Raw genomic sequence first — 19,562 nt, 5'->3', positions numbered from 1 at the left:
TAAATTACGAGATATAAAAAACGGGCACCTCATTGAGGTGCCCGTTTTGTTTGAATCGTCGAGAGTGACAGCGAGCAAGCTCGCCTAGTCTTTACCTTGTAAGATCTCTGCCCACGGTAAGTCAGCATCACCAAGCACAATGAAGTTCGGGTTCTCAAGCGTCTCTCTTTCATTGTACGAAAGCGGTTCTAGTTGAGTACTTAAGATGCGACCGCCAGCTTCTTCAACAATGCACTGCGTTGCGGCGGTATCCCACTCTCCGGTTGGTCCAAGGCGCAGATAACAATCTACAGCCCCTTCTGCTACTAAACATGCCTTAAGCGCTGCTGAGCCTAGAGGAACCAAATCATAATTCCATGCTGAGCTCATACGGCTAGTGATTCGATTGATGTCTTGGCGACGGCTGATCGCCATTGCGATTGACTGGTTTGGCAGCTCGTGACGATGCGTTTTAATTTTAACGCTGTCATTAAGGTCTGGGATCTTCCAAGCCCCTTTGCCACTGTAAGCGTAATAGCTCACGCCTGAAACGGGTGCATATACCACGCCCATTACTGGCTTGTTATGTTCAATTAGGGCGATAATTGTCGCGAAATCACCACTTCGTGCAATGAACTCCTGCGTACCATCCAGTGGGTCAACTAACCAGTAGCGATCCCATTGAGAACGTTGCTCTAGGCTGATGTCTGCGGCTTCTTCAGACAGCACTGGAATGTCAGGTGTGAGCTCACTGAGCTTTTTCGAGATCAGCTTGTGTGCCGCAAGGTCGGCACTGGTGACAGGTGTGTCATCACTCTTAGTGAATTCTTCGTAATCTTTTTTCTCGTAGATCTCTAAGATGAGTTGGCCAGCAGAGCGAGCAATCTCAATGACAGAGGGTAGGAGGTGAGACAAATCTTTTGTTATTGGCATAAATATTCTCTTACTCTTCGAGTGATCCTGAATGTTCTAATTATTGGTTAAGACACGAAGGGTTAATAGTAGGGCGGTAATACTGCGAGCCTCACAGAAATCGAGATGTGTTAACAGTTCTTCGGCTTGAGCCAGTGGCCAGCGCACAACGTCTAGTGGCTCAGGCTCATCACCTTCTAGCTTCTCTGGGTAGAGGTCTTCTGCGATAAATAGCGTCATTTTGCTAGAGAAGTAAGAGGGCGCAAGGATCACTTCTTTCAACGGAGTAAGCTTGTTGGCACCGAAGCCAATTTCTTCCTTGAGTTCGCGAACGGCGGCTTCGTTTGGCTGCTCTCCTGGATCGATAAGCCCTTTCGGAAAGCCAAGTTCATAGCGTTCTGTGCCTGCTGCGTATTCACGCACTAACAGAATATCGCCTTGTTCAGTAATCGGAACCATCATTACTGCGTTGCGGCCGCTAGGTTTCATACGTTCGTAAGTACGCTGTTCACCGTTTGAAAACCGTAAATCGAGAGACTCGATCGAGAATAGTTTTGATTGAGCGACAGTTTGCTGAGCCAAAATTTCTGGCTTGGTCCTTTTTGTCATTGCGCTCGCTCCTCAGCTCATTGGAATTCTTTCTTATAAAGTCATTCTAATATAGGGGAAATGACGTTGAGTTCCTAGATCCGAGTTTTCATATCCTAGAATTATTAGAGCAGGAACCGATTGCGATCACTTGAATACCTTACTCTAAATGGTAACGCATCCGCCATTATTGGTATTGAAAGGGAAATATATTATTCGGAAGGACTTCTGCTGTTTTAAACACAAAAAAGGTTGATGCTTGCACATCAACCTTTTTATTGAATCTTTCACTTTTTACTGACTAAGACTGCATGAGTGCTTAGTCGTAAAAGAGCTTAGTAGTAAGAGTGCTCACCACGATCGTGCTCAGTTGCATCACGAACAGCAGTCAGTTCACCTTCGAATTGTTGAAGAAGTTCTTTCTCGATGCCTTCTTTTAGCGTTACATCAACCATAGAACAACCGTTACAGCCGCCACCGAATGCAACGATAGCAGCACCGTCTTCAGTGATTTCTACTAAGCTAACGTGACCGCCGTGACCAGCAAGCTGTGGATTCACTTGAGTTTGGATTGCGTATTCAACACGCTCTAGAAGTGGTGCATCGTCTGATACTTTACGCATCTTAGCGTTTGGTGCTTTAAGTGTTAGTTGAGAGCCCATTTTGTCAGTAACGAAGTCAATTTCAGCTTCATCTAGGAACGGTAGGCTTAGCTCATCTACGTATGCAGAGAACGCTTCGAATTTTAGCTCTGTGTCAGATGCTTCAATAGCATCTGTAGGGCAGTAAGAAACACCACACTCTGCGTTTTGCGTACCTGGGTTTACCACGAATACACGAATGTTTGTACCTTCAGGCTGCTGTGACAGCAGATTGGCAAAATGAGTTTGAGCTGTTTCTGTAATAGTAATATTTGACACGACGAATACCTGAGTAAATTTGTAGGCTATTAGCGCCATTCTACTCCTGTCAGTTTTGTAATTCAGCCCTTTTTTTGTTGGATTGCTGTACAAGTAGTGATTCACAGCTTTTATCCAGAGGGCTCAGGAGTGCGGCAGATGCAGTAAATATCAATCCTTTTAACGCCCACTTCAAGTAGTAATTGGCATAATTGATACACAGTACTGCCGGTGGTTACAACATCATCAATTATCGCGACGTGAGAGGGGGTAGTTCCTCGAAAGTCTTGTTTTCGCAGCGTAAAAGCGCTCTTTAGATTGTGTAATCGTGCGGATTTAGTCAGCCCTTGTTGGGAAGCGGTAGAGCGAATTCGACGAAATAGCACATTACTTTCAACGCCAAGCTCTTGAGCCGTGTAATTGGCTAGTAGCTGACTTTGATTAAAACCTCGATGGGCGTATCGGCGCCAATGCAGCGGTACGTTGGTGATCAGCGGAGCTGGATGTTTGATACGAGATGCCAATAGCTTTGACAGGTCATGGGCAAACCAAAACTTATCAGCGTACTTCATTTGTTGAATATAACCTGCCGTAGGGAAGGTGTAGTCGCCGACACAGTAGAGGCGGTGCCAGGGTGGTGGTTTTGATAAGCACTCACCACATTGATCGACAGTGGTCAGTGTTTTTAAACCACATCTTTGACAGCGTGGTACAGGCTCAAAGAGCTTGAGACAAGAATTGCACCATCGAGGATGTGCGTCTTCGGGAAGCTTATCGAGCTTACACAGGTGGCATTGAGGTGTGACCAGACGTGGTGTGTGTTTTTGTAGCCAATCGGATAACATAGCTCGCGATGCTTTTGGGTTATGGTGTTCCTTTTGCTAACCATACTGAAAAGCACGGATTATCGCTGATGGAAAAAGTAGGGAATATTGAGAATGAGTGACGGGTTATATTGGCATGTTTCTGGGCAAGGGCCTGATTTAGTACTGGTTCACGGCTGGGGAATGAACGGTGCGGTGTGGCAACAAACCGTTAATGCATTAGAAGCTGATTTCCGAGTGCATGTTGTCGATTTACCAGGATATGGACACAGCGCACACTGCCACGCTCAAGATCTTGAAGAGATTGCTCAGCAACTGTTGGCCGAAGCGCCTAAACAAGCTATTTGGGTGGGTTGGTCACTGGGTGGTTTGGTCGCAACGCACATGGCTCTCTATCACTCAGACTACGTGAGTAAGCTGGTGACTGTCGCCAGTTCTCCTAAATTCTCGGCCTCAAAAGAGCCAGTGTTATGGCGAGGCATTCAGCCAAACGTATTAAGCGCATTCACCGAACAACTGGTTGAAGACTTCCAAACCACCATCGAACGCTTTATGGCATTGCAAGCTATGGGTAGCCCTTCAGCAAGACAAGATGTAAAACAGCTCAAGCAAGCGGTGCTGTCTCGCCCATTACCGAACCCTGATTCATTATTGGCGGGACTAAAGATGCTGTCGGATGTCGACCTGCGTGAACAACTGCCTGAGATTTCAGTACCAATGCTGCGTCTGTATGGTCGATTAGATGGATTGGTGCCAATCAAGGTTGCAAAAGACTTGGGCGCAGCCTTGCCTCATACCGAGCAATATATCTTTACTCAGTCTTCACATGCACCGTTTATGACCGAAGCCGATGCCTTTTGCAGTGAACTGGTTAGCTTCGCGCAAAAATAATCGCTAAATTTATCGCCGACTTGGTCGATATATAACCTAACCAACGTGTTGCTTGATACTCAGACCTAACTCTCTCCTGAGCTGATTGCAGTAAGTTGGGCTATGCCTGTTGTGCTGACTCACAGTACAACAGCGTTATAGCAATAACGATGGGCGATTCTTGAGGAGTTCGCGATGATTGTGTCACCTGCAACTGCAGTGAGTGTGCCACTTATCGCCCCGTCCGTTAATGTGCAAACAGAGCAAGTTGCGCGTGATAATAGAGTTCGAGAGCCTGTTGCTCCCGCAGTAGCGTTGGCGAAAACCAATGCAGAGCGAAAGGTAAAGTCGGACGATAAGCGAAGGCAGCAGTCGGCTTGGGATCCTTCAGACCATCCTGGTTATGAAATGGAGAACGAGTCAGAGGCCAATTCGATTAGCCAAGAAGAGCCACAAGATCCTTTTGATAGGCTGTTCAGCTTGTTGGCACTGAGAACTTACAGTGCAGACCAAGGAAAGGGCTATACCATGCGTTTTCGCCTGCCAAAGCATGTTTTAGATGCGGCGATTCAGGAGGGACAGATGGAGAAACGACGTAAGGTCATAAAATATCATTATGGTCATGCTGTTGCGCCTCATGCTCCGTCAGAGATGCTGGTTGTTTTATAAATCGAAAACTTATGACCCAACCAAGCTTCGATGTCTTTTTTGAACACATAATAAAAACCTGCATACCCTAAGGGATGCAGGTTTTTTGTTTTAGGCGAATCAGTTTAACGGATTATTTTTTCGCTTTAGCAAAGGCTGCGGCAAAAGCACCACCCATCGCCGCGTTTTGTTGCGGCTCCTCACGACGGCGTTGTCCGCCTTGTGAATTTTGGTTCGGGCGGTTTTGCGTGCGAGGTGCACTTGAACGTTGCGCGCGGTTGTCTTGGCCTGGTTCATCTTTCATACGCATGCTTAGCGCAATACGCTTACGCTGAACATCGACTTCCATCACCTTCACTTTCACGATGTCGCCAGCTTTAACCACTTCACGTGGGTCAGAGACAAAGCGATCGGTGAGCGCTGAAATGTGCACTAAGCCATCTTGGTGAACACCAATATCAACGAAGGCACCAAAGTTAGCCACGTTCGATACCACGCCTTCTAGAATCATGCCCGGTTCTAAGTCTGAAACGCTGTTTACGCCATCAGCGAAGGTTGCGGTCTTGAACTCAGGGCGAGGGTCGCGCCCCGGCTTATCGAGCTCTTTGATGATGTCGCTGACCGTTGGCACACCGAAGTTCTCATTGGTGTAATCAATGGCGTGTAAGCCACGTAAGAAGTCTGTGTTACCCACCAGAGATTTGATGTCTTTGTGGTTTTTCTCAGCGATGCTTTTCACCACAGGGTAAGCTTCTGGGTGAACCGATGATGCATCCAGCGGGTTTTTGCCATCCATAATACGTAGGAAGCCGGCACACTGTTCAAAGGCTTTTGGCCCCAAGCGAGCGACTTTCTTCAGCGTAGTACGTGCTTCGAAGCGACCATTTTCATCACGGAAATCTACGATATTCTGAGCGATGGTGCTAGACAGGCCCGCAACACGTGTTAGTAGTGCAGCAGAAGCGGTATTCACATCAACACCAACCGCGTTTACACAGTCTTCGACAATCGCATCTAGGCGCTTAGCGAGCATAGTTTGGCTCACATCGTGTTGGTATTGGCCCACACCGATCGATTTAGGGTCAATCTTCACCAGTTCTGCCAGTGGATCTTGCAGACGGCGAGCAATAGACACAGCACCACGAATCGATACATCCATGTTCGGGAACTCTTTTGCTGCTAACTCAGACGCTGAATAAACCGATGCGCCTGCTTCGCTAACAATGATTTTTTGCGCTTTTAGGTTGCCGCGTTTAATTACGTCAGCGACAAAACTGTCGGTTTCGCGTGAAGCGGTACCATTACCAATCGCAATCAAATCAACATTGTATTGGCGAACCATTTGCTCAACCACGTGTGCAGACTTGTCGTATTGCTTTTGTGGTGGGTGAGGGTAAATGGTTTCTGTCGCCAGAACTTTACCAGTTGAATCCACCACCGCGATTTTCGAACCAGTACGTAAACCCGGATCTAAGCCTAAGGTTGCACGAGGGCCAGCTGGCGCAGCCATGAGTAGGTCTTTAAGGTTGGTCGCGAATACTTCAATTGCTTCGATTTCAGCACGCTCTTTCATCGCACCCATCAATTCGGTTTCCATGTGCATAGAAACCTTGATGCGCCATGCCCAGCTAATCACTTGTTTACGCCATGTATCTGCAGGTGCGCTGCTTAGGGTAATGCCGTAGTGATCAGAGATAATGTTTTCGCAGTATGAACCACGAACACCTTCTTCTTGCTCAGGGTCTGCGTTCATTGCCAGTGTTAGGAAGCCTTCATTGCGGCCACGCAGCATTGCAAGGGCACGGTGAGACGGTACTTTGCTAAGCGCTTCGTTGTGCTCGAAGTAGTCTTTGAACTTCTCACCTTCGTTCTCTTTGCCAGCCACAACACGAGCACCAAGCTCTGCATTGCGGTTCAGGTGTTGGCGAATCTTTTCAAGCAGGTTTGCGTCTTCCGCAATGCGCTCCATGATGATCGCGCGTGCGCCATCCAGTGCAGCTTTTGTATCGGCAATGCCTTTATCGCTGCTGATGAAGTTAGCTGCTTCCGTTTCCGGATCGTGCTGTGGTTCATTCCATAGTGTATCGGCAAGTGGCTCTAAGCCCGCTTCAATCGCGATCTGACCTTTGGTACGGCGCTTTGGTTTGTATGGCAGGTATAAATCTTCTAGGCGAGTCTTGCTGTCGGCTTGAGTGATATCACGCTCTAGCTCTGGCGTGAGTTTTCCTTGATCTTGAATCGACTTAAGAATCGTTTGGCGACGATCGTCGAGCTCGCGAAGGTATGAAAGACGGCTATCCAGGTTACGTAGTTGGGTATCGTCTAAGCCACCCGTAACTTCTTTACGGTAGCGGGCAATAAAGGGAACGGTGTTACCGTCGTCAATTAGGTTTACTGCGGCAGTGACTTGCTCAGAACGGACATTCAGTTCTTCAGCGATCAGTCGACAGATAGCTTGGCTCATCCGATGAATCTCTTATTTAATATCATGACAAATACATGGGGGTGAGCGTACGCTTTTTCTAGCTTTGGCTGTGTAATTATCCTGTCAGAAGTCCAATTTCCGTTTGTGATACCCACTTTGTGCGAGATCTCTCACACGTAGTGTGCGACTAAGTCACCTTAAATCGATGAAATCGTCTTAAAATAAGCCTAAGTTACTGATTTTATTTGACTGTGTGTTTGTGGGCGAATTTCCCACCTGAAATGTTTTTTGGGACTATCTAGGAAACTCGCGCAATTGCCGTAATATTTAACTTGTCGACAGGGAGTTGGCAGGAACAGGAAAAAGCCTAATGGACTAGGTATCTTCAGGATGAAGATTTGATTACTTAGGATGAGTGGTCAGCAAGGAAGTAACAATCTCTGGATGAGATTCGCCAGTCAGGATGACAGGCTAGAATGGACACCGCTAGGATGGCGATGAACAAAAAGGAAATTGGTTAAAGGATTTAGCCACTATCAAGGAAAGATGCAGGGAGCACCTTATCTCGAAGAGATAAACAGTAGCCGGATTGCTGCGATAGAGACTTAACCCCGTCAGGCGAAAGCCTAGCGGGGTTTTCTTTTATCTGGAGTTTGGGTTTGCTTGAACACTCAGCTCATCGCTAAGTGTTAATTAAGTGTGGTTATTCGTTATCTGCGTAGCTAATCGAGTTAATGAACCACTCTTTGTCGCCTTCCGGTGTTTTTACCGTAAACTCATCGTCCACTTCTTTCTTGAGCAGAGCTCTAGCCATTGGCGAGTCGATAGAGATATAGCCTTTAGCATCGCCGTAGATCTCTTCTGGGCCGACAATTCGAAACTTCTTAATTTCCCCATCATCATTCTCAATTTCGACCCAAGCACCGAAAAATACCTTACCTTCTTGTTGTGGAGAGTAATCCACGATCGTGACATCAGGTAGGAATTTGCGTAAGAAACGTACTCGGCGATCAATCTGACGAAGCAAACGCTTATTGAAGGTGTAATCTGCGTTTTCTGAACGATCTCCAAGGCTTGCAGCCCAAGTGACGATTTTGGTGATCTCTGGACGCTTCTCGTGCCATAAGTGGTCATGTTCTGCTTTGAGTTTGTTATAACCTTCTCGGGTGATAAGTTTGGTTTTCATAAATCTGACTTAATGAAATGATGATCTAAGATAGAATATATAGAAAGGCAACATACGTTAACAATTATTTAGGCGACTTTTTCTCCAATAATGTTACATTTTTAATGTCTTATACCAATATACAATTTACCAAGAATGCTTAACCTTAGGTTTAAGCTTTAATAGGTGGAACCATTACATGCAAGAAAACTACAAAATTTTAGTGGTCGATGACGATGCTCGTTTACGTGCACTGTTAGAACGCTATCTGTCAGAGCAAGGCTTTCAAGTGCGTAGCGTGGCAAACAGTGAGCAAATGGACCGCCTGTTAACCCGTGAAAATTTTCACTTGATGGTATTGGATTTGATGTTGCCGGGCGAAGATGGTCTATCGATCTGTCGTCGCCTAAGAAATGCAAACAACTCGCTACCAATCCTGATGCTTACTGCAAAGGGTGATGAAGTGGACCGTATTGTTGGTTTGGAAGTGGGTGCTGATGACTACTTACCAAAACCATTCAACCCACGTGAATTGCTTGCTCGTATCAAAGCAGTATTACGTCGCCAAGTGATTGAAGCACCAGGCGCACCAAGCACAGAAGAGTCTGTGGTTGAGTTTGGTGAATTCCGCCTAAACCTAGGTACACGTGAAATGTTCCGTGGCGAAGAGCCAATGCCGCTTACTTCGGGCGAATTTGCAGTGCTTAAGTCACTGGTAACTAACGCTCGTGAGCCAATGTCTCGCGATAAGCTGATGAACATGGCTCGTGGCCGTGAGTATTCAGCGATGGAACGTTCTATCGATGTTCAGATTTCACGCCTGCGTCGTCTAGTGGAAGAAGATCCAAGCAAACCTCGCTACATCCAAACGGTGTGGGGCTTGGGTTATGTATTCGTTCCAGATGGCAAAGCTGTGTAATCCAGCTTTATAAGCTCTATAACTGCTTTACCGATTCTGTGAATCTTACGGGTCATCTCATTAATATGCGATGGCCCGTTTTCTATTCAGAGCGAAGGTTTATGGTTATAGTCATATAACACTTTATCACCTCTAACTTTAGGTCTTCTATGCGCATACGTAGCTCCTTTACTCAGTCGATAGTGCTCTTTTTAACCCTGCTGGTGGCCAGCCAAATTTTTTCTTATTACGCGGTGTTTAACTATGCATTGATGCCGAGTTTGCAGCAGTTTAATAAGATTCTGGCTCACGAGTTAAACCTAGTATTGGACCAAGGCAGTGATATCGAGATTGATGCGCCACTGCGTCAGCGTGTACTTGAACAACTCGGGGTAACCGTTCACGCTAAAAATAGCGAAGCAGCGGGGGAGTATTACCATGCGGTTGCGATTGACCTGATGAGTGAGGAGATGACCAAAGAGTTGGGCTCTGAAACCGAAGTACGGTTGATCCTAGGTAAAGAGAGCTATGTGTTGTGGATGGATATTGCGCAGCTGCCTAACTCTTTGATTCGTATCCCTCTGTCTGAACTGCAAGAAGAAGACTTTGCGCCTCTATTTCGTAATAGCCTGATCATGGCGATGTTGATTGTAATGGGGGGGTGGCTGTTTATCCGCTTGCAAAACCGGCCATTGATAGCACTAGAGAAAGCCGCGCAAGGTGTCGGGCGAGGTGATATTCCACCGCCATTGCCGGTTCAAGGTGCTCAAGAAATTCGCTCAGTAACACGAGCTTTCAATCAAATGTCGAAAGGCATACAAGAGTTGGAAGAAGACCGCGCTTTGTTGATGGCGGGTATCAGTCATGATTTGCGTACTCCGTTAACGCGTATTCGCTTAGCAACCGAGATGATGTCGCCAGAAGACAGCTACTTAGCGGAAGGCATCATCAGTGATACCGAAGAGTGTAACGAGATCATCAGTCAGTTCATGGATTACCTAAAGCCTGTTGACCGAGACTCATTCCAAGCGGTGTTTGTCGATGATATTGCGCGAGAAGTCTCTAGTTCTGAAGGTGGCTATGAGGTCCAGATTGAAACCGATATTCCAGAGTCAATGAAGCCAGCACTAGGTAATCCAATTGCGATGAAGCGTGCAGTGAGTAACTTGGTGGTGAATGCGCTGCGCTATGGTAATGGCTGGGTCAAGGTATCGACCGGCATGACGGCGGATAACAAGTTAGCTTGGGTAACGGTAGAAGATAATGGTCCGGGTATTCCACAAGACCAGATCGGTAAGCTATTTGAACCCTTCACGCGCGGAGATACGGCTCGTGGCAGTGAAGGAACAGGTTTAGGTTTGGCGATTGTGAAACGTATTGTTAGCCAACATCAAGGTGCGGTAGTGGTGAATAACCGTAGTGAAGGTGGCTTGAAGGCGCAGATCAGTTTCCCTGTTAAGCCTTAGATATCATCGGTCTGCATTATGGCGACGGGTTCGGTGAGCTGTTAAGAGATCCCCGACTCGGTCATTCTTCCCTCTCGGGGATGACGAATTGCTAACCATGGACCTTTATGATGGAAGTTTACTTTGATCGTCATTCCCTATCGTGAGGAACGAATGAGTAGGGAATCTCGCTCTTGGTTGATTAAAGTTACGCACACTAAAAAGGCTTCCTTGTGGAAGCCTTTCTACGTTTTAAGCGGAAATAGAATGGCTAATTACGCCTTAGAATACACATCTCGTTCACCCAACCAGCGATTGATGATCGCCTTAGCATTGTCTGGGTATCTATCGTGAATATGACGAGCAATACGCTGCACTTCAGGGATTAAACGTTGGTCTCGCACTAAGTCGGCAATCTTGAAGTCAGCTAAGCCTGTCTGCTTAGTGCCAAGCAGTTCACCTGGACCGCGGATCTCTAAGTCTCGTTGAGCAATCACAAAGCCATCGTTACTTTCACGCAGTACGCCTAAGCGCTTCTGAGCGGTTTTTGATAGCGGAGAGTGATACAGCAGTACACAGTGGCTTGCGACCGAACCACGGCCGACACGGCCTCGTAGTTGGTGCAGTTGTGCTAGGCCAAGACGCTCTGGGTTCTCGATGATCATTAAGCTCGAATTCGGTACATCCACACCTACTTCAATCACGGTTGTCGCAACCAATAAATGCAGTTTGTTCTCTTTGAATTCCTGCATTACTGCTTGCTTCTCGGCAGGTTTCATTCGGCCGTGCACCAAACCAATTTTTACATCTGGCAGCTTTCGTTGCAGCTCTTCTGCTGTGTCAGCCGCAGCTTGAGCTTCTAATACTTCTGACTCATCAATTAGCGTACACACCCAATAGGCTTGCTTGCCCTCATTAAGACACGCATTGCGCACCCGCTCAACAATGTCATCACGTTTGGTATCAGGAATCGCCACGGTTTGAATCGGTGTTCGCCCCGGAGGCAGCTCATCAATAATTGAGGTTTCGAGATCGGCATAGGCCGTCATTGCGAGAGTTCGTGGGATTGGGGTTGCGGTCATCACCAACTGGTGAGGGTAATAGCCTTGTTTCGCGCCTTTCTCACGCAGCTCTAATCGCTGATGGACACCAAATCGGTGTTGCTCATCAATGATCACTAAGCCAAGGTTTTTGAACTCGACATGCTCTTGGAATAGGGCATGAGTACCGACCACCATCTGCGCTTCACCATTGGCAATGCGTGCCAGTTCAGTCTCACGAGCTTTGCCTTTGAGTTTGCCTGCCAACCAACCGACTTGAATGCCCATAGCTTCAAACCAATTGGCGAAGTTGATCGCGTGCTGCTCTGCCAATAGCTCAGTTGGTGCCATCAAAGCGACCTGTTGACCATGCTCTAATGCTCGAACCGCCGCCAGTGCAGCAACCAAGGTTTTACCTGAACCTACATCCCCTTGTACTAAACGCATCATTGGGTGTGGTTTTTCTAAGTCAGCTTCAATCTCTTTAGTTACTCGTGCTTGAGCATTGGTTGGAGAAAATGGTAGCTGAGCCAATAACTTATCTTTCAAGGTGTTCGCTGGGGGAAATGGCATCGCTTTGTCTTGTTGCCCTTTGCTACGAACCGACAACATCGACAGGTTTTGAGCCAGTAACTCTTCCATAATTAGGCGCAGCTGTGCAGGGTGTTTACCTTCATCAAACAGCTCTAGGTCGATACCTGGAGGTGGTCTATGAATGGTATGCAGTGCTTGTGCTAGAGTAATTTGGTGGTCGTATAGGCCAGACGGTAGCAGCTCATTGACGGCAGCTTTGTCGATTAGCTCTAGAGCTTGGTCAGTGAGGTTGCGCAGTGTGACTTGTCTTAGCCCTTCAGTGGTTGGGTACACAGGGGTCAGGTTAGCTTCAACATCTGGCTGCTGCCTAGGGGCAAAGAACTTGTAGTCAGGGTGGACGATCTCTAGCCCCATATTACCGCGCTTGATTTCACCGTAGGCGTGTACTTGTTTGCCTTCGGCAAAGTTATTCTTCATTCCGGCAGTGAAGTTGAAAAAGCGTAGGGTAATGGTGCCATTCCCATCACTGATCTTTACTGCGAGCATCTTACGTTTACCGAAAATGGTATCAACATGCATCACCTTACCTTGCACCGCAGCCCAAAGGCCAGCGTGCAGTTTTACGATCGGATAGATGCGTGTTCTATCTTCATAGCGTAAAGGGAGGTGAAATAGCAGGTCTTGTACGTTATTAAGCCCAACCTTCTCCAGTTTCTCTGCGACTTTAGCGCCGACTCCAGATAAAGAGTTGAGAGGGATAGCAGATAAAAGCTGTGACATAACAAGGCTCATAAACGTAAGAGAGATGATCTATTCAAGCATTTTACTGGATTTTTGTACAGGCATGAATAGCATGAAGCTAGGGGAACTCTAGAATCGCAGCCACAAAAAATCCCCTTAAGCGATAAAGCATTAAGGGGATTTCAATTCTTAGCAAAGTTGCCAATAAGTTCGAACGTTAGTTCTTGCGACGTCTTACTTTCAGCGCGTGTGGCATCACACGTAGCTTTTTCATAATGCTCGCAAGATGAACACGATCTTTAGTGGTCAGCAAGATCGTCACTGTGTACAGGCGACCGTCACGTTCTTCGGTTGAAATACCGTGAATGTTAGAGCCTGTTTTCGAGATAACATTAGTTAGCTCAGCCAGTGCACCTTGGTGGTTCTGCAGATCAACCTGAAGTTCAGCTGTGAACTCTTGGTCGTAATCGTCAGACCATTCAACCGCCATGTATTTGTCTGGTTCTTTCTGGTAACCACGAACATTTGGACACGTTTCACGGTGAACCACAAGGCCACGACCTGGAGATACATGGGCAATGATGTGATCATCTGGAATCGGGTGACAACAGTTGGCGAATGTCAGCAGCAGACCTTCAGCACCACGGATAGGAAGTTTTTTCCTTGGTGTATCGCTGTTGTTTTCCACTTCAGTTAGTTCGTCAGCATCACCCAGTAGGCGACGAGCAATCACGATACTCATCAGCTCACCAAGACCAATCGATGCTAGTAAGTCTTCAATGTTATCGAGACGCAGATCAGACAAAACATGTTCAACGTTCTCTTGGCCGATATCGCCAATCGAGTGTTCGCCAAGTGCGTGGTTCAGTAGACGACGACCTAGGGTAATCGACTCTTCACGGCGCATTGTTTTCAGAACCTGACGGATCTTAGTGCGCGCACGTGATGTCACCACGTAGTTGAGCCATGCTGCATTCGGACGCGCGCCCGGAGCACTGATGATCTCAATCGTTTGGCCATTCTTCAGCGACTTGCTGAGTGGGTAAGGGTTCATGTCTACACGAGCGCCTACACACATGTTGCCGACATCGGTATGCACCGCGTAAGCAAAATCGACTGCTGTTGCACCTGCAGGAAGTTCGACAATGCGACCTTTCGGCGTGAACACGAAGATTTCATCTGGGAACAGATCAGACTTAACGTTTTCAATGAATTCGAACGAGTTACCCGCGCTTTGTTGAAGCTCAAGTAAGCTCTGCATCCAACGTTGTGCTTTAACCTGTGCGGTTGTGCCATTACTGCTGCGTGAGCCATTGCCTTTGTAAGACCAGTGCGCCGCGACACCTTTATCCGCCATTTGATCCATATCTTCAGTACGGATCTGAACCTCAACTGGCACCCCGTGAGGGCCGATCATTGATGTATGCAGAGATTGGTAGCCGTTGGCTTTTGGTACCGCGATGTAATCTTTCATGCGGCCAGGGCGAGGCTTGTACAGGCTGTGAGCCTGACCAAGTGCGCGATAACAAGTATCTGGGGTATCAACCACCACGCGGAAAGCGTAGATGTCCATAATGGTGTGGAAGCGCTGCTCTTTAGTTTTCATCTTGTTATAGATGGAGAACAAGTTTTTCTCACGACCAAGCACGCGAGCAGGCAAGCCTACTTCTTCAAGGCGGCCTTCAATTTCGCTATGGATACGTTGGATCATCTCCTTACGGTTACCACGCGCAGCTTTCACTACGTTTTTAAGTACGCGATAACGGTTAGGATAAAGGGCTTCGAAGCCCAACTCTTCTAGTTCGGTCTTGATGTTATGAATACCAAGACGGTGAGCTAGCGGAGAATAAATCTCGAGGGTTTCACGAGCAATACGACGCTTTTTGTCAGGACGAAGAGCCCCAAGTGTACGCATGTTGTGAGTACGGTCAGCTAATTTGATCAAGATAACGCGGATGTCTTGCACCATGGCGAGAACCATCTTGCGGAAGTTCTCTGCTTGCGCTTCTTTGCGATCACGAAATTTAAGCTTATCCAGCTTAGATACACCATCAACCAGTTCAGCAACAGTATTGCCAAATTGAGCTTCTAGCTCCTCTTTTGTAACTTCAGTATCTTCAATTACATCGTGGAGTAGGGCTGCTTGCAGGGTTTCGATATCCAGACGCATTTCTGCCAGGATTCTTGAAACAGCAACAGGGTGGATTATGTATGGTTCACCCGTTGAACGGGTTTGCCCTTCATGGGCGTTTCTCGCTACCACATAAGATTGACGCAGAGCCTCAATTTGAGGCTCTGTTAGGTATTCTTGGGCAACGTCTTTGAGGCTATCGAATAGATACAAATTAAAGGCCCGGAAGGTTAATTAGTTCGAATGACGTTCTTATCGAGTGTGAGCGATGCTGCTTACTGCTGCAAGTTCAGCCGCTTCTTGCTCTTGTTGCTCTTGACGTTCACGAGCATCTAGTACGTCTTTAGTGATAAGACCTTCTTCGATTTCGCGAAGAGCGATAACCGTTGGCTTATCGTTTTCTTCAGGCACTAGTGAATCTTTACCGCCAGTTTGCATTTGACGTGCGCGGCGAGCCGCAATAAGAACTAGGTCGAAACGGTTGCCAACTTTTTCAACAGCGTCTTGAACAGTTACGCGTGCCATGAGGACTCCAAATAGTAATTAACTAATAAATTTTTGATGACGAGAAAGTATACAAGTTTAACTAGAGACTTTCTAGATCACCGTATACTTATCTCAATGGAAAATCTAGGGGATCTAGATTATTCCGCCAATAAAGCAGTAAGCATGCCGCTGTATTTCGCTGCTTGCTTATCTTCTTTTAAGCGCTCCGCACGAATGATAGCTCTGAAGTCCATTAGGGCTGCATCAAAGTCGTCATTCACGATCACATAATCGTATTCTGCATAGTGAGAAATCTCTGATTTTGCTTCGCTCATGCGTTTCGCAATAACTTCGTCGCTGTCTTGACCGCGAACATTCAAACGACGCTCTAATTCACCATTTGATGGTGGAAGAATGAATACACTCTTCGCTTGAGGCATTTGTTCACGGATCTGACGAGCACCTTGCCAGTCGATATCTAGGAATACATCGATACCGCGGTTTAGGTTTTCTTCAATCCAAACGCGTGAAGTACCGTAGTAGTTGCCGAACACTTCAGCGTACTCTAGGAACTCACCTTTAGTAATAAGGTCTTCAAAATGATGTTTCTCTACGAAGTGGTAGTGAACACCATTTTCTTCACCAGGGCGCATACCGCGAGTGGTGTGTGAAACAGATACCTTCATTGCGTAGGTTGGATTGGTTTCTAGCATTGCTGAGATCAAGCTCGACTTACCTGCGCCACTAGGTGCAGATACGATGTAAAGAGTACCTTTGCCCATCTGTATGTTTCCACTGTTGGTTGGATTGAGTGAAGGCAATAAACCTACACTATAAAAGATAGCACTGACTCTAATTGTTGTTCCGTTGGTTACGTCTATTAAGAGATAACGAGTAAAACTAATAGAAACAACTGGTGAAAATTAGGCCAGAAAAATGGAGGCGAAGAGTAGCATATTTAGATGATTGAGAACAACTGGCTTGATCGTTATTTATTAGCAAATGATCTTCTCAAGGATCTTTGTATAAATGTAATGACTGGTCATCGGTACTTTTTTATGTGATCTGGACAAAATTTGTTGAAGTTTTAATCTCAATCCTTACAATCCGCGCAAACGATTAAATGCTGTATATGTCTAGTGATATGGACTAGATGTTTCTACTACCGAGCCTACCTTGGTGACTACAGTTTTTAGTGTAGAGACTTCTCTATTCTCACAGCATTTGAATCACCAAATTCTTAATTTATTGCATAGGTTTTGTTGTGAGTACCGATTCCACCCTAAAAGCCCAGAACTCTTCTGGCTCACTTGATTCGTTGTTTAAAATCACTGAAAGAAAAACCACGATTGGCACTGAGCTGTACGCGGGTTTCATTACTTTCTTGGCGATGAGTTATATTCTGGCGGTCAACCCAGCGATTTTGGGGGGTATTCCTGGCATGGATAAAGGTGCCGTGTTTACTGCAACAGCACTTGCTGCGGCTATTTCGACCCTAATCATGGGTATTTGGGGCAATTATCCAGTGATGCTTGCGCCGGGCATGAGCATGAACGGCTTCTTCAAAGGCTTGCTGTTAAGTGGTTCAGTCGCAGTACTTTGGAATGAGGCGCTGTTCGGCATCTTCCTGTCAGGTATTTTGTATCTCGCGTTCTCGTTAACCAATATTCGTAAATCGATGATTGAGTCGATTCCTGAAGATTTGAAGTTGGCGATTACCGTTTCTCTCGGACTGTTCATTGCTTTCTTAGGTCTTAAGAATGCGGGCATCATCGTTTCTAACCCATTCGTACTGGTTGGCTTAGGCGACATTTCCGATCCAAAAGTGATCATCGCTTACGTGAGTATCTTCATCGCACTGGGTTGTATGGTTCGAGATATCAAGCTAGCGACGTTTATCTCGTTCGTTTCGGCTATCGTGTTGACGATTCTTGCTGACGTCTTCATGGGCACTTCAAATGCACCAATCCCAGAACAGTTTATTGCTATGCCACCAAGCATGGCAGGCAGCTTCGGCGCTATCTTTGATTTTTCTGCTTTCACGCCAGAGAAAATGTTCGACCTACTGTTCATCGTGCTTATCTTCTTGATTGTCGATTTCTTTGATGGTTTGAGTACGATTGTTGGTGTTGGACGCGATGCGGGCATCATCGATAAAGACGGTAAGGTGCCAAACGCGAAATCGGCTCTAGTGGCAGATGCGGGCGGTACTGTGATTGGCTCTATTCTTGGTACCACATCGATTACCGCGTTCTCTGAGTCTGGCATTGCTTCTTCTCAAGGTGCGAAAACGGGCTTGGCAGCAGTCATGGTGGCTGGTCTGTTCTTAATCTCGCTGTTCCTATACCCAATCTTCTCTATCTTCTCGGCTGCTATGGTTGCACCGGCGATGGTAGTAGTGGGCATCTACATGGTAGGCCGCCTTGGTCAGATTAACTGGGAAAAGAAAGAGTCACGCATTGCAGCTTTCTTCACCATCATGTTCACAGTGCTAAGCTTCTCTCCAGCGAACGGTATGGCGATGGGTTTCATCAGCTACGCATTCACAATGGTTGTGGCAGGTAAGCGCAAAGAAGTACACCCGCTTATCTACGGACTGTGTGTGGTGTTCTTAACTTACCTGATTCTGCTTTAAGGCTAATTAGCCACTAAAGGTCGCTAAGTAAAAGGCAAACTGATGGCTCCGCATTGAGTGTGGGGCCATTTTTGTATCTGTCGTCTCTCTAGAGTACGCGACTTATATTGATGCATGCTATTGTAGAGACTGGATTAATTATTTTTTGAAGAGTGACTATGCCTTCTCATTTACCTAAATCTTTTAGTAAGCCGTTTTTAAAAGTGTTCCACATTATGGAAGCGGTATTGCTGGTGGCGATCACGCTCGCGACCTTGTTTGCGATGGTCGAAGAGTTCATGCATGTCTTCGCTGAACGCCGTGTACAACTGACCGACATTCTATTGATGTTTATCTATTTAGAAGTGTTGGCCATGGTTCAACAGTTTGTGATGAACGGTAAGATCCCAGTGCGATACCCAATCTATATCGCGATGATGGCGATTGCTCGTTACATCACTTTGGGCATGAAAGAACTCGATGCGGTATTGATTGTTTGGTTATCTTTAGCGGCATTTATCTTGGCCGCGGCGACACTCTTGATTCGTGTTGGGCATCATTATTGGCCGTATGTAGACCTTCGAACCAAGCAGCCCGACGAGTAACACTTTGAAGGTTAAGGTTTTATAAATGAAGCCCAGCGATATCGTTGGGTTTTTAATTGGGTCGATTGAACAAAAAATCATCAATTCATCCAAATAACGCTTTACAAGCAGGCTAAGATCACCAAGAATGGCGTCGCTCTGTTTTCAGGGTTATTAAATGAAACATCCAGTTGTAAAGTAAAACCCTTAGTATTGCTTCATTGTTATTCTCAGTGTTTCCCTTAGCTTCATAGATACATTAAATAATTCAAGCTTTCAGCGCATCGCACTTTTGGCGATTAATTTTTTATTTTTATATAAGGGACACATCATGTCTAACAAAACAAACGGCGTAGTAAAATGGTTTAACGAAGAGAAAGGCTTCGGTTTCCTAACTCAAGACAACGGCGGCGCTGACGTATTCGTACACTTCCGTGCAATCGCTTCTGAAGGTTTCAAGACTCTTAAAGAAGGCCAACAAGTGTCTTTCGAAGTAGAGCAAGGCCAAAAAGGTCTTCAAGCTGCAAACGTTGTAGCTCTATAAGATTTTAAGTCGGCGCAGGTTGCAACAGCAACTTGCGTCACTTTCTCTCTCAAATCTGTTTCCCCCTCAGTTTTACCGCAACACTCTTCTCCACTAGCAATACCTCCTCAAAATATTAAAAAATCCTTTTGTACACCTGCTCCGTGCTATCTGCTATCTATATCTATCTTTTGTGCTAAGTACATCTCCTACGTAACTACCAGCTTACTGACTAGCCCTGACTGTCATTACTGTA

General features: G+C 46.3%; 17 protein-coding genes and 1 riboswitch. Of the genes, 7 read left to right on the top strand and 10 right to left on the bottom strand.

Annotation, left to right across the window (positions count from 1 at the left end; all coding sequences use genetic code 11):
• Positions 1 to 84: 84 nt before the first annotated feature.
• The 4 genes from cysQ to ATB74_RS24520 form a co-directional block, all read right to left on the bottom strand.
• Positions 85 to 912: a 3'(2'),5'-bisphosphate nucleotidase CysQ gene (gene cysQ / locus ATB74_RS18535; RefSeq protein ID WP_048612454.1), complete on the bottom strand. Its 828-nt coding sequence runs from the start codon at positions 910 to 912 to the stop codon at positions 85 to 87.
• Positions 913 to 948: 36 nt separating this feature from the next.
• Positions 949 to 1,500 (bottom strand): ADP compounds hydrolase NudE, encoded by a 552-nt coding sequence (gene nudE, locus ATB74_RS18530; protein WP_060983216.1) that lies wholly within the window; start codon positions 1,498 to 1,500, stop codon positions 949 to 951.
• Between the two features lie 314 nt (positions 1,501 to 1,814).
• Entirely contained in the window at positions 1,815 to 2,399 is a 585-nt protein-coding gene (nfuA, locus tag ATB74_RS18525; protein WP_026084098.1) for a Fe-S biogenesis protein NfuA, read from the bottom strand.
• A 110-nt stretch (positions 2,400 to 2,509) separates the two neighbouring features.
• Complete coding sequence (locus ATB74_RS24520) at positions 2,510 to 3,223, bottom strand: phosphoribosyltransferase family protein (RefSeq protein ID WP_179946929.1); 714 nt, start codon at positions 3,221 to 3,223, stop codon at positions 2,510 to 2,512.
• Between the two features lie 93 nt (positions 3,224 to 3,316).
• Between ATB74_RS24520 and bioH the strand changes: the two genes are divergently transcribed.
• Positions 3,317 to 4,093, top strand: coding sequence for a pimeloyl-ACP methyl ester esterase BioH (gene bioH, locus ATB74_RS18515; protein WP_061019409.1), 777 nt, complete (start codon positions 3,317 to 3,319; stop codon positions 4,091 to 4,093).
• Positions 4,094 to 4,267: 174 nt separating this feature from the next.
• Positions 4,268 to 4,741 carry a hypothetical protein gene (locus ATB74_RS18510; protein WP_048618565.1) on the top strand — a complete coding sequence of 158 codons (474 nt, stop codon included), beginning with the start codon at positions 4,268 to 4,270 and terminating at the stop codon, positions 4,739 to 4,741.
• Between the two features lie 112 nt (positions 4,742 to 4,853).
• On the opposite strand, the gene ATB74_RS18505 is transcribed toward ATB74_RS18510, so the two are convergent.
• Both ATB74_RS18505 and greB read right to left on the bottom strand, forming a co-directional pair.
• A complete protein-coding gene (locus ATB74_RS18505) occupies positions 4,854 to 7,184 on the bottom strand; it encodes a Tex family protein (RefSeq protein ID WP_061019408.1) in 2,331 nt (776 codons plus the stop codon).
• Between the two features lie 664 nt (positions 7,185 to 7,848).
• A complete protein-coding gene (greB, locus tag ATB74_RS18500; RefSeq protein ID WP_048607646.1) occupies positions 7,849 to 8,331 on the bottom strand; it encodes a transcription elongation factor GreB in 483 nt (160 codons plus the stop codon).
• A gap of 178 nt (positions 8,332 to 8,509) precedes the next feature.
• Between greB and ompR the strand changes: the two genes are divergently transcribed.
• Positions 8,510 to 9,229 (top strand): osmolarity response regulator transcription factor OmpR, encoded by a 720-nt coding sequence (gene ompR, locus ATB74_RS18495; protein ID WP_008218409.1) that lies wholly within the window; start codon positions 8,510 to 8,512, stop codon positions 9,227 to 9,229.
• A gap of 149 nt (positions 9,230 to 9,378) precedes the next feature.
• Positions 9,379 to 10,674: a two-component system sensor histidine kinase EnvZ gene (envZ, locus tag ATB74_RS18490; RefSeq protein WP_050652100.1), complete on the top strand. Its 1,296-nt coding sequence runs from the start codon at positions 9,379 to 9,381 to the stop codon at positions 10,672 to 10,674.
• Between the two features lie 254 nt (positions 10,675 to 10,928).
• Here the strand turns inward: envZ and recG are convergent, their stop codons facing one another.
• The 4 genes from recG to gmk all read right to left on the bottom strand — a co-directional run bounded on the left by recG (position 10,929) and on the right by gmk (position 16,367).
• On the bottom strand, positions 10,929 to 13,007 hold the full coding sequence (gene recG / locus ATB74_RS18485) for an ATP-dependent DNA helicase RecG (protein ID WP_061019407.1): 2,079 nt from the start codon (positions 13,005 to 13,007) through the stop codon (positions 10,929 to 10,931).
• A 178-nt stretch (positions 13,008 to 13,185) separates the two neighbouring features.
• Positions 13,186 to 15,312, bottom strand: coding sequence for a bifunctional GTP diphosphokinase/guanosine-3',5'-bis pyrophosphate 3'-pyrophosphohydrolase (gene spoT, locus ATB74_RS18480; protein ID WP_048607651.1), 2,127 nt, complete (start codon positions 15,310 to 15,312; stop codon positions 13,186 to 13,188).
• A 39-nt stretch (positions 15,313 to 15,351) separates the two neighbouring features.
• Positions 15,352 to 15,624 carry a DNA-directed RNA polymerase subunit omega gene (gene rpoZ, locus ATB74_RS18475; protein WP_009848003.1) on the bottom strand — a complete coding sequence of 91 codons (273 nt, stop codon included), beginning with the start codon at positions 15,622 to 15,624 and terminating at the stop codon, positions 15,352 to 15,354.
• A gap of 119 nt (positions 15,625 to 15,743) precedes the next feature.
• A complete protein-coding gene (gene gmk / locus ATB74_RS18470) occupies positions 15,744 to 16,367 on the bottom strand; it encodes a guanylate kinase (RefSeq protein ID WP_017062466.1) in 624 nt (207 codons plus the stop codon).
• A gap of 324 nt (positions 16,368 to 16,691) precedes the next feature.
• Positions 16,692 to 16,791: riboswitch (purine riboswitch) on the top strand.
• 58 nt (positions 16,792 to 16,849) lie between these two features.
• Between gmk and ATB74_RS18465 the strand changes: the two genes are divergently transcribed.
• The 3 genes from ATB74_RS18465 to cspE all read left to right on the top strand — a co-directional run bounded on the left by ATB74_RS18465 (position 16,850) and on the right by cspE (position 19,327).
• Positions 16,850 to 18,220 (top strand): NCS2 family permease, encoded by a 1,371-nt coding sequence (locus tag ATB74_RS18465; protein ID WP_061019406.1) that lies wholly within the window; start codon positions 16,850 to 16,852, stop codon positions 18,218 to 18,220.
• A gap of 158 nt (positions 18,221 to 18,378) precedes the next feature.
• The gene (locus tag ATB74_RS18460) at positions 18,379 to 18,804 is read left to right on the top strand and encodes a phosphate-starvation-inducible protein PsiE (protein ID WP_017062464.1); all 426 of its coding nucleotides are present in this window, start codon (positions 18,379 to 18,381) and stop codon (positions 18,802 to 18,804) included.
• A 310-nt stretch (positions 18,805 to 19,114) separates the two neighbouring features.
• Positions 19,115 to 19,327: a transcription antiterminator/RNA stability regulator CspE gene (cspE, locus tag ATB74_RS18455; RefSeq protein WP_004735656.1), complete on the top strand. Its 213-nt coding sequence runs from the start codon at positions 19,115 to 19,117 to the stop codon at positions 19,325 to 19,327.
• Positions 19,328 to 19,562 lie beyond the last annotated feature (235 nt).

This window comes from Vibrio splendidus (assembly GCF_001557875.1).
GTDB lineage: Bacteria > Pseudomonadota > Gammaproteobacteria > Enterobacterales > Vibrionaceae > Vibrio > Vibrio splendidus_F.
Note: the sequence above shows the minus strand (reverse complement) of the source record. Positions and strands in the feature narration are given on the sequence as shown.